Origin of the sequence: Streptomyces sp. NPDC058051 (assembly GCF_042885475.1) — a bacterium.
Lineage (GTDB): Bacteria > Actinomycetota > Actinomycetes > Streptomycetales > Streptomycetaceae > Streptomyces.
Genome location: NZ_JBHVRW010000018.1, coordinates 127,801 through 142,009 on the forward strand (window position 1 = coordinate 127,801; position 14,209 = coordinate 142,009).

The 14,209-nt window shown below is 72.6% G+C and carries 15 protein-coding genes and 1 pseudogene; 6 read left to right on the forward strand and 10 right to left on the reverse strand.

Going from position 1 to position 14,209, the window contains the following annotated elements:
* Positions 1–46: 46 nt before the first annotated feature.
* The 8 genes and pseudogenes from ACFVUT_RS25980 to ACFVUT_RS26015 all read right to left on the reverse strand — a co-directional run bounded on the left by ACFVUT_RS25980 (position 47) and on the right by ACFVUT_RS26015 (position 7,414).
* Positions 47–985 (reverse strand): alpha/beta hydrolase, encoded by a 939-nt coding sequence (locus tag ACFVUT_RS25980; protein ID WP_389654346.1) that lies wholly within the window; start codon positions 983–985, stop codon positions 47–49.
* The gene (locus ACFVUT_RS25985) at positions 982–2,136 is read right to left on the reverse strand and encodes a branched-chain amino acid ABC transporter permease (protein WP_389654348.1); all 1,155 of its coding nucleotides are present in this window, start codon (positions 2,134–2,136) and stop codon (positions 982–984) included. Before ACFVUT_RS25985 ends, ACFVUT_RS25980 begins: the two co-directional genes overlap by 4 nt.
* Positions 2,133–3,020: a branched-chain amino acid ABC transporter permease gene (locus ACFVUT_RS25990; protein ID WP_389654350.1), complete on the reverse strand. Its 888-nt coding sequence runs from the start codon at positions 3,018–3,020 to the stop codon at positions 2,133–2,135. The genes ACFVUT_RS25985 and ACFVUT_RS25990 overlap by 4 nt, the downstream gene beginning before the upstream one ends.
* Before the next feature lie 203 nt (positions 3,021–3,223).
* Positions 3,224–3,934: pseudogene (locus ACFVUT_RS25995) on the reverse strand (ABC transporter ATP-binding protein); the annotation flags it as partial.
* Positions 3,931–4,722: an ABC transporter ATP-binding protein gene (locus ACFVUT_RS26000; protein ID WP_389654352.1), complete on the reverse strand. Its 792-nt coding sequence runs from the start codon at positions 4,720–4,722 to the stop codon at positions 3,931–3,933. The pseudogene ACFVUT_RS25995 and the gene ACFVUT_RS26000, both read right to left, overlap by 4 nt.
* Before the next feature lie 3 nt (positions 4,723–4,725).
* Positions 4,726–5,973 (reverse strand): substrate-binding domain-containing protein, encoded by a 1,248-nt coding sequence (locus ACFVUT_RS26005; protein WP_389654354.1) that lies wholly within the window; start codon positions 5,971–5,973, stop codon positions 4,726–4,728.
* 207 nt (positions 5,974–6,180) lie between these two features.
* A complete protein-coding gene (locus tag ACFVUT_RS26010) occupies positions 6,181–6,582 on the reverse strand; it encodes a DUF4190 domain-containing protein (RefSeq protein ID WP_389654356.1) in 402 nt (133 codons plus the stop codon).
* 220 nt (positions 6,583–6,802) lie between these two features.
* On the reverse strand, positions 6,803–7,414 hold the full coding sequence (locus ACFVUT_RS26015) for a TetR family transcriptional regulator (protein ID WP_389654358.1): 612 nt from the start codon (positions 7,412–7,414) through the stop codon (positions 6,803–6,805).
* 230 nt (positions 7,415–7,644) lie between these two features.
* On the opposite strand from ACFVUT_RS26015, the gene ACFVUT_RS26020 reads away from it, so the two are divergent.
* The 3 genes from ACFVUT_RS26020 to ACFVUT_RS26030 all read left to right on the forward strand — a co-directional run bounded on the left by ACFVUT_RS26020 (position 7,645) and on the right by ACFVUT_RS26030 (position 10,863).
* Positions 7,645–8,976, forward strand: coding sequence for a glycosyltransferase family 4 protein (locus ACFVUT_RS26020; protein ID WP_389654360.1), 1,332 nt, complete (start codon positions 7,645–7,647; stop codon positions 8,974–8,976).
* A gap of 61 nt (positions 8,977–9,037) precedes the next feature.
* Positions 9,038–9,793 (forward strand): class I SAM-dependent methyltransferase, encoded by a 756-nt coding sequence (locus tag ACFVUT_RS26025; protein ID WP_389654362.1) that lies wholly within the window; start codon positions 9,038–9,040, stop codon positions 9,791–9,793.
* On the forward strand, positions 9,790–10,863 hold the full coding sequence (locus ACFVUT_RS26030) for a prenyltransferase (protein ID WP_389654364.1): 1,074 nt from the start codon (positions 9,790–9,792) through the stop codon (positions 10,861–10,863). Before ACFVUT_RS26025 ends, ACFVUT_RS26030 begins: the two co-directional genes overlap by 4 nt.
* Before the next feature lie 19 nt (positions 10,864–10,882).
* On the opposite strand, the gene ACFVUT_RS26035 is transcribed toward ACFVUT_RS26030, so the two are convergent.
* The gene (locus ACFVUT_RS26035; RefSeq protein ID WP_389654366.1) at positions 10,883–11,101 is read right to left on the reverse strand and encodes a hypothetical protein; all 219 of its coding nucleotides are present in this window, start codon (positions 11,099–11,101) and stop codon (positions 10,883–10,885) included.
* Positions 11,102–11,128: 27 nt separating this feature from the next.
* Positions 11,129–11,419, reverse strand: coding sequence for a hypothetical protein (locus ACFVUT_RS26040; RefSeq protein WP_389654368.1), 291 nt, complete (start codon positions 11,417–11,419; stop codon positions 11,129–11,131).
* A 167-nt stretch (positions 11,420–11,586) separates the two neighbouring features.
* On the opposite strand from ACFVUT_RS26040, the gene ACFVUT_RS26045 reads away from it, so the two are divergent.
* The 3 genes from ACFVUT_RS26045 (at position 11,587) to ACFVUT_RS26055 (ending at position 14,208) form a co-directional block, all read left to right on the forward strand.
* On the forward strand, positions 11,587–12,141 hold the full coding sequence (locus ACFVUT_RS26045; protein ID WP_389654424.1) for a hypothetical protein: 555 nt from the start codon (positions 11,587–11,589) through the stop codon (positions 12,139–12,141).
* A gap of 41 nt (positions 12,142–12,182) precedes the next feature.
* On the forward strand, positions 12,183–12,965 hold the full coding sequence (locus ACFVUT_RS26050) for a maleylpyruvate isomerase N-terminal domain-containing protein (RefSeq protein ID WP_389654370.1): 783 nt from the start codon (positions 12,183–12,185) through the stop codon (positions 12,963–12,965).
* 163 nt (positions 12,966–13,128) lie between these two features.
* Positions 13,129–14,208, forward strand: a complete 1,080-nt coding sequence (locus ACFVUT_RS26055) for a PHP domain-containing protein (RefSeq protein ID WP_389654372.1) — start codon at positions 13,129–13,131, stop codon at positions 14,206–14,208.
* Position 14,209 lies beyond the last annotated feature (1 nt).

The following is a 14,209-nucleotide window of genomic DNA, read 5'->3' on the forward strand; positions in this document are numbered from 1 at the left end:
GCGCGCGGCCCGCCCGTGGGGCGTGTCGCGTCCGTCGCGCGCGCCCTCAGGAGCCGGACGGTCCGGGGGCACCGGACGGGCTGTGGGCGTCGGACGGTCCGTGGACGCCGGACAGGGCCAGCAGACGGCGCGCGACCTCCGCACCGCCCGCGTCACCGGTCAGCAGCGTGTAGTGGTTGACGTCCCGTACCGCCACGGGCGTCACCTCCGTGCCCGCGAGATCGGCGGCGGTCAGGCGGGACTCGTCGTAGAGGCCCTGCTCCTCGTTCATCAGGCCCCGCTGCGCCCACAGCAGCGTCGCCGGGGCCGGCAGCTTCCGTACCGCGGTCAGCACCTCCTCGTCGAAGAGGCCGGTGCCGTCGGTGCGGACCGCCTCGATCCGGCAGGTGGAGCGCAGGGCGGGCTCCTCCCCGGTCAGATCGCGCTGGATGTACGCGTCCACCTCGTCCGACCACGCGCCGGCGAACGCCGGGTGCGCCCGCCAGAAGTCGCGGTAGGCGGCCCGGTCGGGAAAGGTCATCGACAGCCGGTCCATGGCCGGACCGATCACGGCGGTCATCAGCTCGTCCGGGGAGAGGTGCGTGGGGGCGGGGAAGCCGATGCCGCCGTCGACCAGCAGCAGCGGCCCGAACCGCTTCGGGTGCCGCACGGCGGCCAGCGCCGTCACGAACGCGCCCATCGAATGCCCGGCCAGCACCACCCGGCCCAGACCCAGGGCCTCGGTCAGGGCGGCGACGTCGTCGGCGTGGACGGCGATGCCGTACGGCCCCGGCAGGGCCGAACTCCCGGCCCTGCCCCGCAGATCCGGGGCGATCAGGGTGATGCGGCCGTCCAGCAGCCGCGCCACCGTGCCCCAGGACAGCGCGTTGGCCGTGATGCCGTGCAGCGCGACGACGACCGGTGCGTCCGGCTCGCGGGCCGGCCACCTCAGGACCGCCAACGCGCCGCCGGGCACGGGGACCTGCACCTCTTCGTACGGAATCACGGGCGTCCGTTCTCCTTCCGGGCCTTGTCGGTCGGGGGCGTCGCGGTGGCGGCCGGCCCGCGGCGCGCCGCGGCCAGCCGGGACGGCAGCCGGGCCAGGCCGCCCGGCAGCAGGTGTACCACGGCCACGAACAGCACACCGAGCAGGAACAGCGGCTGGGAGAGCGGCACCCGCAGCACCGCCGGCAGATCGGCGACCGCGCCCGACCCGGCCAGATCTCCGAGCCGGTGATCGGCCCAGGTGTAGAGGATGCCGCCGGCCATCGGACCCCAGCGGGTGCCCGATCCGCCCAGGACCACCATCACCAGCAGGGAGAGCGTGAAGTCGGAGGTCGTCGTCTGCGGGGTGGAACCGCCGGTGAGCAGCAGGTGCACGAGGCCGCCGAGCGCGGCCAGCGCGCCCGCCAGGACGAAGGCTGTCAGCTTGAAGCCGTACGGCTTCAAGCCCAGTACCTCCACCCGGCGTTCGTTCTCCTTGATGCCCTCCCAGACCCGTCCGGTGGGGGACCGGACCGCCCAGTGGACGACGGCGAGGGTGAGGACCAGATAGCCGAGCGCCACCCAGTAGAGGTTCGCGGTGTTCTCGATGCCCACGAGCCCGGACGGCAGCAGGTCGGCTGGTGCGGCCCTGCCCTCCTCGCCGCCGGTGAGTCCGCCGGGGTTGCGGGAGACCAGGATCGAGCCCGCCTGGGCGAAGGCCAGCGTCACCATGGAGAAGCCGATGCCGGTGACCCGCAGGCTCACCGAGCCCAGGACCAGCGCCAGCGCGATGCCGGAGCAGAGGCCGAGCAGCGCGGACACGGCGAACGGGAGACCGGCCTCCAGCAGGAACACGTTGGTGGCGTAGCTGCCCGCGGCGAAGTAGAGCGCATGCCCGAAGGAGAGCAGCCCCGTGCGGCCGAGCAGCAGGTCGTAACCGGTCGCCAGTGCTCCGAACAGCAGGCAGGTGGCGAGGAGTTGAAGACTTCCGGGGCTGCCGAGGGGGCCGTCCAGGAGGCCGGGCAGCGGCAGCGCGCTGTACGGCGCGATGAAGAGGACCACCAGTGCGGCGGCGGGCCACCAGCGGCGCAGCAGCCGGGCCGTGTTCCCGCGGGCCGGTTCGGCCGTGTGCTGCTCGCCGGTGCGGTCGTGTGTCTCGGTGGCGGTGCTCACGCGAGCCTCCCGGTCAGCCCGCGCGGCCGTACGAGCAGCAGCGCGGCGAGCAGGACGACGACGGCCAGGTCGCCGAGGCCCGCTGCGGTGTAGTAGTTGGCGAACTGCTGGACCAGGCCGATGACGACGGACGCCACGGCGGCACCGGTCACCGAACCCATGCCGCCGGTGACCACCACGACGAACGCGAAGATCAGCAGCGAGGTGCCCTGACGGGGGTCGACCGAGCCGAAGTACAGGCCGCCGAGTGCCCCGCCGAGCGCGGCGGCGCAGCCGCCGATCGCGAAGACGAGCGTGAACGCCTTGCGGACGTCGATCCCCAGGGCGGTGACCATCGCCCGGTCCTCGACCCCGGCCCGCACCACCAGGCCGTGCCGGGTGCGGCCGAGGAAGAGCCGCAGCGCCACGAGCACGACGACCGCCGCCGCGACCAGGACCAGCCGGTTGACCGGAACTTCGGCACCGAGCAGCCCGAAGGTTCCGGACAGCGCCTTCGGCCCGGGGAAGGTCCGGGCGTCCGCACCCCAGATCCCCGACAGCAGGGCCGGGACGGCGAGCCCCACCCCGACCGTCGCGAGGACCTGCTCGCGCGGCCGGGTGTAGAGCGGGCGGACGACGGCGAGTTCCAGCAGCACGGCGGCCGCGGTGCCCACCGCCGTACCGAACAGGACCGCGAGGACGAAGCCCGCTCCGCCCGGACCGGCGCCGGGCAGATGGCCGGACGCCGCCCACCAGGTGCCGTACGCGCCGATGGAGAGCAGGGCGCCGTGGGCGAAGTTGAGCACGTCCATCAGGCCGAAGATCAGTGAGAGCCCCGATGCGATCAGGAAGTAGAGCGCCCCCAGACCGAGTCCGGTCATGGTGAGCAGCACGACGGTGGACATCAGGAATCCGCCTCCACGGTTGAGGAAGGCACGGTGGGAGTGGGCCCGTTCGAGGAAGACACGGCCGAGGTAGGTCCGGTCGAGGTAGGCGCTGAGGGGGAGTCGGCGGACGAGGAGGGTGCCGATGGGGAATCGGCGGACGAAGAGGGCGTTGACGTGGAACCGGCGGACGGGGAAGTGCCGGTCGCCGTCGCCGTGGCCCCCGGGCCGTGTCCCACACCCAGCAGGCGCCGGGCCGCCTCCGCGTCGCCCAGCAGTTCGGCGGCCGGTCCCTGGTGAGCCGTACGGCCGTCGGCGAGCACCGCGCAGTGTTCGGCCAGGCGGCGCACGACGGCGAGGTTCTGCTCCACGAGCAGCACCGGCACCGCCTCGGCGGCCCGTTCCAGCACCTGGGCGACCTCGGTGACCACCTTCGGCGCCAGGCCCTTGGTGGGTTCGTCGGCGATGATCAGCCGGTTGCCGTTGAGAAGAGTGCGGCCGATGGCCACCATCTGCTGCTGCCCGCCCGACAGCGTCCCGGCCAACTGCCTTTCCCGGTGCTTCAGTTCGGGGAAAAGCTCATGGACGAGCGAGTAGGCGGGCTCGCCCGCACCGCGCCGTTCGGCCAGGCGCAGGTTCTCCGCCACGGTCAGCCCGGCGAAGACGCCCCGGTCCTCGGGGGCGTAACCGATGCCCAGCCGCACGACGGTGTGGGTGGCCATCGACACGGTCTCCTCTCCGTCCAGCCGCACACTGCCGGTGCGTGGGACGAGCCCGAGGACGCCGCGTACGGTCGTGGTCTTCCCGGCACCGTTGCGGCCGAGGAGCGCGGTCACTCCGTGCCGGGCGACGTCGAGGTCGACGCCGTGCAGAATGTGCCGGCCGCCGATCAGGACCCGCAGGTCCCGGACGACGAGCAGGGGTTCGTGTGTCACAGCCCCTCCCCGAGGTAGGCCTGCTGAACGGTCGGATCGGCGGTCACGGCCTCGGGGGTGTCCAGTGCCAGCAGCCGGCCGTGGTGCATCACGGCGAGCCGGTCGGCCAGTCCCAGCAGGACGTCCATGTGGTGCTCGACCATCAGGACGGTGCGGCCCTCGTCCCGGTGCAGCGTGCGGATCAGCTCGGTCAGAGCGGGGACCTCCTCCGCGCTCACCCCGGCCATCGGTTCGTCCAGCAGCATCAGTCGCGGCTCGCCCACCAGCAGCACCGCCAGCTCCAGCTTCCGCTTCTCGCCGTGCGACAGCTCGGACGCCATGGCCCGCGCCCGGTGGCCGAGGCCGGTGCGCTCCAGGACGCCGGCCACCTCGGCGGTGTACGGGGCGGCGCGCCGCCACAGCCGGTACGAGCCGCCCCGGGCCGCCTGGGCGGCCAGCCGGACATGATCGGCCACGCTCATCCCCGGCCAGAGGCTGGATGTCTGGAACGTGCGGCCGATACCGCGCCGCGCCCGCGCGTGCGCGGGGCGGTCCGTCATGTCCGCCCCGTCCAGCGCGATCGTGCCCGACGTGGCCGTGGTCAGCCCGCTGATCAGGTTGAACAGCGAAGTCTTGCCGGCCCCGTTGGGGCCGATGAAGGCGAGGAACTCGCCCTCGTGGACGCTCAGCGTGACGTCCTCGACGATCGTCGCCCCGCCGACGCCCCAGCCGAGCCCGTCCAGCCGGAGCACCGGCGCGGTGGTCCGCTCCCCGTCCCGGTGCCGTGCGGCGCTGTCCGATACGGTCACCGGTCAGCCCGCCGAGGGCTTCACGGGCGGCGCCACCTTGTCCATCGGTTCGGTGTCCACCAGCTCCGGCCGGGCAGCGGCCCCCTTCCCCACGAGCTTCGCGACGAACATCGGCTGCACCAGCGCGTGGTCCTCCGCACGGATCTGCTCCTTGCCCTTCACCCCGTCGAAGCTCCAGCCCTCCAGGGCCTTGACCATGGCTGCGGAGTCGGTGGCTCCGCCCTCCTCGACGGCGCGCACGACCATCTGCGCCGCGGTGAAGCCGTCGGGGGTGAACAGGTCCGGGGTGCCGCCGGCCCCGGTGACCGAGTCGAGCATGGCCTTCTCCACGGCGTTGCCGCCGCCCGCGCCGGGGAAGTAGTGCGCCAGGAACGACACCTTGGCCCCGGCGTTCCCGAAGATCGGGTACGAGGCCGTTCCGGCGAGGCCCGTGACGACCTTGCTCGCGCCCAGCACGCCCTGCTGGTCCAGCGCGGTCCACAGCGCCGGTGCGGTGGAGCCGGCCCAGGCGACGAAGACCAGATCGGGCCCGCCCGCCTTCACCTGCCGGGCGAACGGCGTCAGGTCCGTGGCACTGGGCGGAGCCAGCACGGAGCCCACCTTCGCGCCCTCGGCGCCGAGGACGGCCTTCACGGCGGCGACGTTGGCCTGGCCGAAGGTGGAGTCCTGGGCCAGCACCGTGACCTTCTTGCCCTTGGCCTCGCCGAGCATCGCCCCGGCGGTGAGGATGTCCTGGTAGGACTGCCGGCCCGAGCGGAACGTGTAGTCGTTGAGGCCGGTCACGGCATCGGTGGCGGCCGGGCCGCTGATGTACAGCACCTTGTTCTGGGCGGCGAGCGGTGCCATCTGGAGGGCCACGCCGGAATCGGTGGTGCCGGCCAGCACCCGGTAGCCCTTGCCGATCAGGTTCTTGGCCGCGGAGACCGCCTTGCCCGGGTCGCCCGCGTCGTCCTGCTCGGTGACCTGGATGCGGTGCCCGCCGGCCTTGCCGGTGCCCTTCGTCGCGTAGTCCAGGCCGGCCATGAACCCGTCGCGGTACTGCTTCCCGTAGTCCGCGAGCAGCCCCGTACGGGAGTAGACCAGGCCCACCTTGACGGTCTGGTCCTTGGCGTCCTTCCCGGACGCGGAATCGGCCTCGCCCGCCTTCCCGGCGGCGGTGCACCCGGCCAGGAGGAGACCGGCCGAGGCCAGTGTGACGACGGCGGAGAGGGATCTGTGATGACGGACGGTGCCCGTGGCTCTGCGACGCATGATGACCGGCTCCTCGGCGTGTGCAGGTGATGTCGCCGAACCGTAGGGACACCGTGCCGCCGTCGACATGGCGCGGGACACCCCACCTGGCGGGGTGCGCATGTGGGGGCCGCACATGAGGGGTGGCCGGGGCGCGCCGGGGGCCGGTGGTACGGCCGCCGGGCGTCCGGCGCGGCACCGGGCACCGGAGCCGCGCGTGAGGGGCCGTCAGGCGCCGCCGATCGCCTGGACCGTGGCCGCGATCATGCCGAGGGCGGCGAACGCGACGCCCACGATGCCCAGCACCATTCCGGCGGTCGCCTGGCCGTGACCGCCTCCCTCGCCCCGGGCGGCCATGCGCCGGGCCGAGACGCCCAGGCACAGCGCGATGATCGGCAGGATGATCGGGACGAGTACCAGCCCGAGGATGCCGATCACCATCGAGGCCGTCGCTTTGCCGCTGGGCAGCGGGGCGCCACCCGGGTACCCGTAGCCGCCCGGCATCGGGGCGCCACCGGGGTAGCCGTGGCCGGCCGGCGGCGGGGTGCCGTGGACCGGCGCGCCTTCCGGGCTCGCGCCCGGGGCCTGCGCCCCCGTCGCGCCGCCTGTACTGCCTGACTGGTCAGCCATGTCTTCCTCTCCGTCGATGATGGTCATGATCATGATAAGGAGAGCTCTGTGGCCGTTCCTGCCGGAGGGGTGTGTGACGAAGGACCACCGACCACCCGGATCGATCCACCTGCGGGACGGACGCGCACGGGACGGACGCGCGCGGGGCAGCGGACCGGTCGTCCCGCGCGGACCGGGCGGACCGGGCAGATATGCGGGGCGGCTTCCCGGGGTGGTGCCGTCACTCGTCCCGGGGCGGTGCCGTCACGTCGATCAGCCGGCACACCGTCTCGATGTCAATCTTCACCTGGGCGATCGATGCCCGCCCCGACAGCCAGGTGATCAGCGCCGAGTGCCAGGTGTGCTCAATGACCCGGACCGCGGACAGCTGCTCCGGCGTCGGATGTTCCAGGCCCATCGCGTCCAGGATGATCGCCGTCGTGATCCGCGAGACGGTGTCCACCTCCGGGCTGACGCTGCGGTCCGCGAAGGTCAGCGCCCGCACCATCGCATCCGCCAGATGGGGTTCGCGCTGGAGGGCGCGGAAGGCGCGCATCAGGGTGCCGGCGACCCGCTGTGCGGCGTCGTCCCCGGTCGGCGGGCGCTTGTGCAGCGTCGTGTGCATGTGCTGGAGCTGGTCCTGCATGGTGGCGACCAGCAGATGGATCTTGGACGGGAAATAGCGGTACAGCGTGCCCAGGGCGACCTCGGCCGCCTCCGCGACCTCACGCATCTGCACCGCCTCGAAGCCACCCCTGCTGGCGAGCTGGGCGCTGGCGTGCAGGATGCGGCGACGGCGGGCCTCCTGCCGCTCCGTCAGGGGCGGCGATGCCGGCTTGGCTTCCGCTGTCATGTGTCCCCATCCATGGCTTCTGTCCGCAACCGGAGGGAGGCGTTCGGTCTCCCGGCGGCGCATAGCATGCCAGGGCGGCCGGTCGTGGCGCGAATCACCTGATCCGGCCGTTGCGCCGACGCTACCTGCCGGTAGATTCGTAGCTCATTGAATGATCCAGTCTGAAACTTGTTCTAGATTAGCGTGAGCGGTTACGCTCCGGCGAACACGCAGTGAGAAGGGGGCCGAGTGTGACCGCTGAGGCCACAGAGACAGGCCCCCGCACGGGCAGGGACGAGTCGGGCACCGTCGACGACCGTCCGTTGCGCATCGCACTCCTCACCTACAAGGGCAACCCCTTCTGCGGCGGCCAGGGCGTCTACGTGCGCCACCTCGGCCGTGAACTCGCCCGCCTCGGGCACACCGTCGAAGTGATCGGCGCCCAGCCCTACCCGGTGCTCGACGAGGGCGTCCCGCTCACCGAGCTGCCCAGCCTGGACCTCTACCGTCAGCCCGACCCGTTCCGCACTCCGAAGCGGGCCGAGTACCGGGACTGGATCGACGCCGCCGAGGTCGCGGCCATGTGGACCGGCGGCTTCCCCGAGCCGCTCACGTTCAGCCTGCGCGCGCGGCGCCATCTCGCCGCCCGACGTGGCGAGTTCGACGTCATTCACGACAACCAGACCCTCGGATACGGTCTGTTGGCGGACCTCGGCGCCCCGCTCGTCACCACGATCCACCACCCCATCACGGTCGACCGGCAGTTGGACCTGGACGCCGCCGAGACCCGCCGCCGACGCCTCTCCGTGCGCCGCTGGTACGGCTTCACCCGCATGCAGAAGCGGGTCGCGCGCCGACTGCCCTCGGTACTCACCGTCTCCGGCACCTCCCAGCAGGAGATCGTCGAGCACCTCGGGGTGCGGCAGGACCGTATCCACGTCGTCCACATCGGCGCGGACACCGACCTGTGGTCGCCGGACCCGTCCGTCGCCGAGATCCCCGGCCGGATCGTCACCACCTCCAGCGCCGACGTCCCGCTGAAGGGCCTCGTTCACCTCGTCGAGGCGCTCGCCAAGCTGCGTACCGGGAACCCGGCGGCGCACCTCGTGGTCGTCGGCAACCGGGCCGAGGACGGACCGGTCGCGCAGGCCATCGAACGGCACGGGCTCCAGGACGCCGTCGAGTTCGTCAAGGGAATAAGCGACGCCGAACTCGTCGACCTGGTGCGCAGCGCCCAGATCGCCTGCGTCCCCTCCCTGTACGAAGGCTTCTCGCTGCCCGCCGCCGAGGCCATGGCCACCGGCACGCCCCTCGTCGCCACCACCGGCGGCGCGATCCCCGAGGTCGCGGGCCCGGACGGTGAGACCTGCCTGGCCGTGCCGCCCGCCGACGCCGGGGCGCTGGCCGACGCCCTCGCCCGGCTGCTCGGCGACCCGGAACTGCGGGCCGCCCTGGGCGCCGCGGGCCGTGCCCGGGTGCTGTCCCGGTTCACCTGGAAGCAGGCCGCCCTCGGCACCGTCGCCCTGTACCGCGAGGCGATCGCCGCCCGCGCGGGCACCACCCGCACCGGCGGCCGGCGGTGACGTGGCCGTCCGCCCCGCACTCTCCGCCCCCTGACCCCCTCGACCGCGAAAGCAGGCATTCGTGCTGACCGTGGACTTCACCCGCTTCCCGCTCGCCGCCGGCGACCGTGTGCTCGACCTGGGCTGCGGCGCCGGACGCCACGCCTTCGAGTGCTACCGGCGTGGCGCCCAGGTCGTGGCCCTCGACCAGAACGGCGAGGAGATCCGCGAGGTCGCGAAGTGGTTCGCGGCGATGAAGGAGGCCAAGGAGGCCCCCGAGGGCGCCACCGCCACCGCGATGGAGGGCGACGCGCTCAATCTGCCGTTCCCCGACGAGTCCTTCGACGTCGTGATCATCTCCGAGGTGATGGAGCACATCCCCGACGACAAGGGCGTGCTCGCCGAGATGGTCCGGGTCCTCAAGCCCGGCGGCCGGATAGCGATCACCGTGCCGCGCTACGGTCCCGAGAAGGTCTGCTGGACGCTGTCCGACGCGTACCACGAGGTCGAGGGCGGCCACATCCGCATCTACAAGGCCGACGAACTGCTCGGCAAGATCCGTGCCGCCGGCCTCAAGCCGTACGGCACCCACCACGCCCACGCGCTGCACGCGCCGTACTGGTGGCTGAAGTGCGCCTTCGGCGTCGACAACGACAAGGCGCTCCCGGTGCGCGCGTACCACAAGCTGCTGGTCTGGGACATCATGAAGAAGCCCGCCGTCACCCGGGTCGCCGAGCAGCTGCTCAACCCGGTCGTCGGCAAGAGCTTCGTGGCGTACGCGACCAAGCCGCACCTGCCCGTGGCCGCTGCCGCGGACCTCTCCAAGGCCGAGGCGTGACCACTCCCGAGCAGACCGAACACCTCGTACTGCCCGGAGTCCTCACCGCCGAGCAGGCCGCGGAGACCGTTGCCGCCCTCCTGGCGGCGCAGTGCGAGGACGGTGCGCTGCCCTGGTTCCGCGGCCACCACCTCGACCCGTGGGACCACACCGAGGCCGCGATGGCCCTCGACGCGGCGGGCGAGCACGCCGCCGCGGAACGCGCGTACGACTGGCTGGCCCGCCACCAGAACGCGGACGGCTCCTGGTACGCCGCGTACCACGACGGCGATCCGGAGCAGCCGACCGACCGCGGTCTGGAGACCAACTTCTGCGCGTACGTGGCCGTCGGTGTCTGGCACCACTACCTCGCCACCGGCGACGACGCGTTCGTCGACCGGATGTGGCCGACCGTCTACGCCGCCGTCGAGTTCGTGCTCCGGCTCCAACAGCCCGGCGGCCAGATCGGCTGGAAGCGCCAGGCCGACGGCATCCCCGTCGACGACGCGCTGCTGACCGGCTGCTCCTCCATCCACCAGGCGCTGCGCTGCGCCCTCGCCCTCGCCGAACGGCGCGAGGAGCCGCAGCCCGAATGGGAGCTGGCGACCGGTGCGCTGGCCCACGCGATCAGCAACCACCCGGAACGCTTCCTGGACAAGAGCCGCTACTCGATGGACTGGTACTACCCGATCCTCGGCGGCGCGGTGACCGGAACGGCCGCCAAGGACCGGGTGGAAGAGGGCTGGGACCGCTTCGTCGTCCCCGGCCTCGGGGTGCGCTGCGTGCTGCCCAACCCATGGGTGACCGGCGGCGAGAGCTGCGAACTCGCCCTGGCGCTCTGGGTGATGGGCGAGTCCGACCGCGCGCTGGAGATCCTTCAGTCCATCCAGCATCTGCGCGCCGACGGCGGCCTGTACTGGACGGGATACGTCTTCGAGGGCAACCGCGCGTTCTGGCCCGAGGAACTCACCACCTGGACCGCCGGTTCCCTGCTGCTCGCGGTGGCCGCGCTCGGCGGCGACGAGGCGACCACGGCGGTCTTCGGCGGCGAACGCCTGCCGCGCGGGCTGGATCCCGACTGCTGCCGCTGAGGGCTGCCGACGTGCGTCCTCAGCCCCCGACGGGCAGCTCCCGCGCCGCGTAGTAGGCGCGCGGCGCAGCCTCACTCACCGGGGAATCTGCGTACGCGGCGAGTCGCCCCACCACACGCCTGGTGGTGACGAGTTGCCCGGTGCCGACCAGGCGGCGGGCAACGACGAGCCCGGCGTCGTGGACGCCGGTGTCACTCGTGGAGGCAAGCCGGTTTTCGCGTTGCGGGTCGCAAGGCATCCGACGTTGATACCGGTGCGCAGTCGGCTAGCTCCGGAGGCGGCCGGCCACCGCGTGGCCCACGAAGAGGTAGACGACGGCGGCCAGCCCGTATCCGGAGACCACCCGCGCCCACGCCTCGTCGAAGGTGAACAGGTCGTACGACCAGCTCGCCAGCCAGCGCGCGGTGTGCTGGACGACGTTCACCAGGTCGTTGTTCCGGTTGGCGTCCAGCAGGTACATCAGGATCCACAAGCCGATGACGAAGGCCATGACGTCGGCCACGACGGCTATGACACGTGCGGCGGTGGTGCTTCTCGTTCCTGTGCGAGGAGACATGGATTCCGGGTTGCCGCTTTCCGGCGCGTGAAACCCGGACGGCGGTCCCGAGTGGCACACCGCCCCGGGCCGGGCGAACCTTACGGAGGGTGACCGGAGGTGTCACTCTCCGTAGAGGTTGCCGGGGTGTTGCCCGGCCAGGGAGGCCCGCCGTGCCCAGTTCTGCCGTGAACCGTTCCGTATCGCTGCGCCGGCTGCTCGTTTCGCTGCTGCTGTCCTGCACCGTGCTGGTGGGGGCCACCGGGTGCGGCGGGAGCAAGGACGGCAACAGCGCCAGCAGCTCCGCGTCCCCGAGCGGCACGTCCTCGGCCGAGGCGCAGAAGTTCGCCAAGACGAGGTTCGTCACCAACGCGGGGCTCGCGGCCGGTGCGACGTATCAGTGGATCGTGAAGCCGTACCGTGCGGGCACGTTCAAGAAGGGGGCGGACGGGCGGACGTTCGCTCTGGTCAAGGCCGGGCTCGCGGGCGGCTTCGCCTACAACCGGCTGAAGGCCGCGGTGGCCAATGCCAAGGGCGACCCCCTGCTGTCGAAGGCGGTCGCGCCCCTGTCGGCGGGTATCGAATCACTCAAGGGGCTCGGCACCAAGCTCCGCAAGGGCCAGGCGGGCGAGAGCGACATCGGGGCCTTCGAGAGCGTGATCACCGGCGTCAAGGACGCCGGCAGGAGCGCGGGCGCCGAGGTGAAGGACAAGGTGCCCACCACCTCTCAGCTCGGCGGATAACGACGTGCGTGACGGTGGCGCGGCGCCTTACGGTGCGGGGCGTGAGCTCACTCCCGCACGACCTCTACTGTGACGAAATCATCAGCCGCACCGACGCGTTGAGAGCGGCGATCAAGGGTGCCGACCTCGACGCGACCGTCCCGACCTGTCCCGACTGGACCCTGCGCGACCTCGCCGTCCATCTCGGCGGCGCACACCGCTGGGTGGGCGAGATCGTCCGTACCCGGGCCGTCGCGGAGGTCGCGGACGACCAGGTGCCCGAGTTCAGGCCCGGGAGCGACGATCCCGCCGTGCTCGACGCCTGGCTGGCGGACGGCGCGGCGAAGACCGCCGAGGCCCTGCGAGCGGCCGGTCCGGACCAGCGGGTCTGGTCCTGGATGGGGGAGGGGAGACAGCACACGGGCTTCTGGGCGCGCCGCATGGCGCACGAGACGATCGTCCACCAGGCCGACGCCGCGCTCACCGCGAAGACCGATTACCGGGTGGCTCCGGAGCTGGCCGCCGACACCATCGAGGAGTGGCTGGAGATCGTCGCCTTCGCCCAGGCCGCGGGCGACAAGGAGGCCGCCGGACTGCGCGGCGGCGGGCGCTCGATCCATCTGCACGCCACGGACGTGCCGGGTGCCGAGTGGCTGATCGCGTTCGATGAGGACGGCTTCACCTGGCGGCGCGTCCACGAGAGGGCGACCGTGGCGCTGCGGGGCCCGCTCACCGACGTCATGCTCGTCTTCAACCGGCGTCTGGCGGCCGGCAGCGACCGCGTCGAGGTGCTGGGCGAGCGGGAGCTGCTGGACTTCTGGCTGGAGCGCGCGGCGTTCGGCTGAGCCCCGGCCGCCGTCCGCGCGTGGGCACGGCCCCGTGCGTCCTGTGCGGTCGCCGTCCGCGGTGCGGGCCCGGCGGTGCTGCGCGAAGCTGGAGGGGACAGCCCGTCGGGCCCGGCGGCCCCATGGAGGTGCCGATGGGTCCGGGTGCCCCGTGGAGGTGCCGATGGAGCCGGTACGCGCCCTGCAACGGATCGCCTTTCTCCTGGAACGCGGCAGGGCCGACACCTACCGCGTGCGAGCCTTCCGCACGGCCGCCGACGCGCTGGCGGCGATGCCGGACGGCGAGGCCGCACAGCGGGTGGCGGAGGGCTCGCTGGAGTCGGTCGGGGGCATCGGGCCGAAGACCGCACAGGTGATCCGCGAGGCGGTGGCCGGGAAGGTGCCCGGCTACCTGGAGCGGCTGGAGGAGGAGGCCGCCGCGGTGCCGCTCCCCGAGAGCGGCGCGCAGTTGCGCGCCCTCCAGCGCGGCGACTGCCACCTGCACTCCGACTGGTCGGACGGCGGCAGCCCGATCGAGGAGATGGGCCGCACAGCGGCGGAGCTGGGCCATGAGTGGGCGGTTCTCACCGACCACTCGCCCCGGCTCACCGTCGCGAACGGCCTCTCCCCGGACCGGCTGCGCCGGCAACTGGACGTGATCGCCGAGCTGAACACGCGGTGGGCGCCGTTCCGGCTGCTCACCGGCATCGAGTGCGACATCCTGCCCGACGGCTCCCTCGACCAGGAGGAGGAGCTGCTGGAACGGCTGGACGTCGTCGTGGTCTCCGTGCACTCCAGCCTCCGCATGGACGCGGCCCCGATGACGAGGCGCCTGCTCGCGGCTGTCCGGCATCCCCGGGCGAACGTCCTCGGGCACTGCACCGGGCGGCTGATCAGCGGCCGGGGCCGTCCGGAGTCCCGGTTCGACGCGGACGAGGTCTTCGCCGCGTGCGCGCGGGCGGGCACGGCGGTGGAGATCAACAGCCGGCCCGAACGGCTCGACCCGCCCCGCCGGCTGCTGCGGCGCGCCGTCGACGCGGGCGCCCTGTTCTCCATCGACACCGACGCGCACGCGCCAGGGCAGCTGGACTGGCAGATCCTGGGCTGCGCCCGCGCCGAGGAGTGCCGCGTCCCGGCGGAACGCGTCATCACCACGTGGCCGGCCGACGCCCTGCTGGCCTGGTCGCGCGGGGGCACGACCCCGGAGCGGGCCCGCTCCGGGGCGGACGGGGCGGTCTGTGCGGCCCCGGGACAGGAGCGGTGAA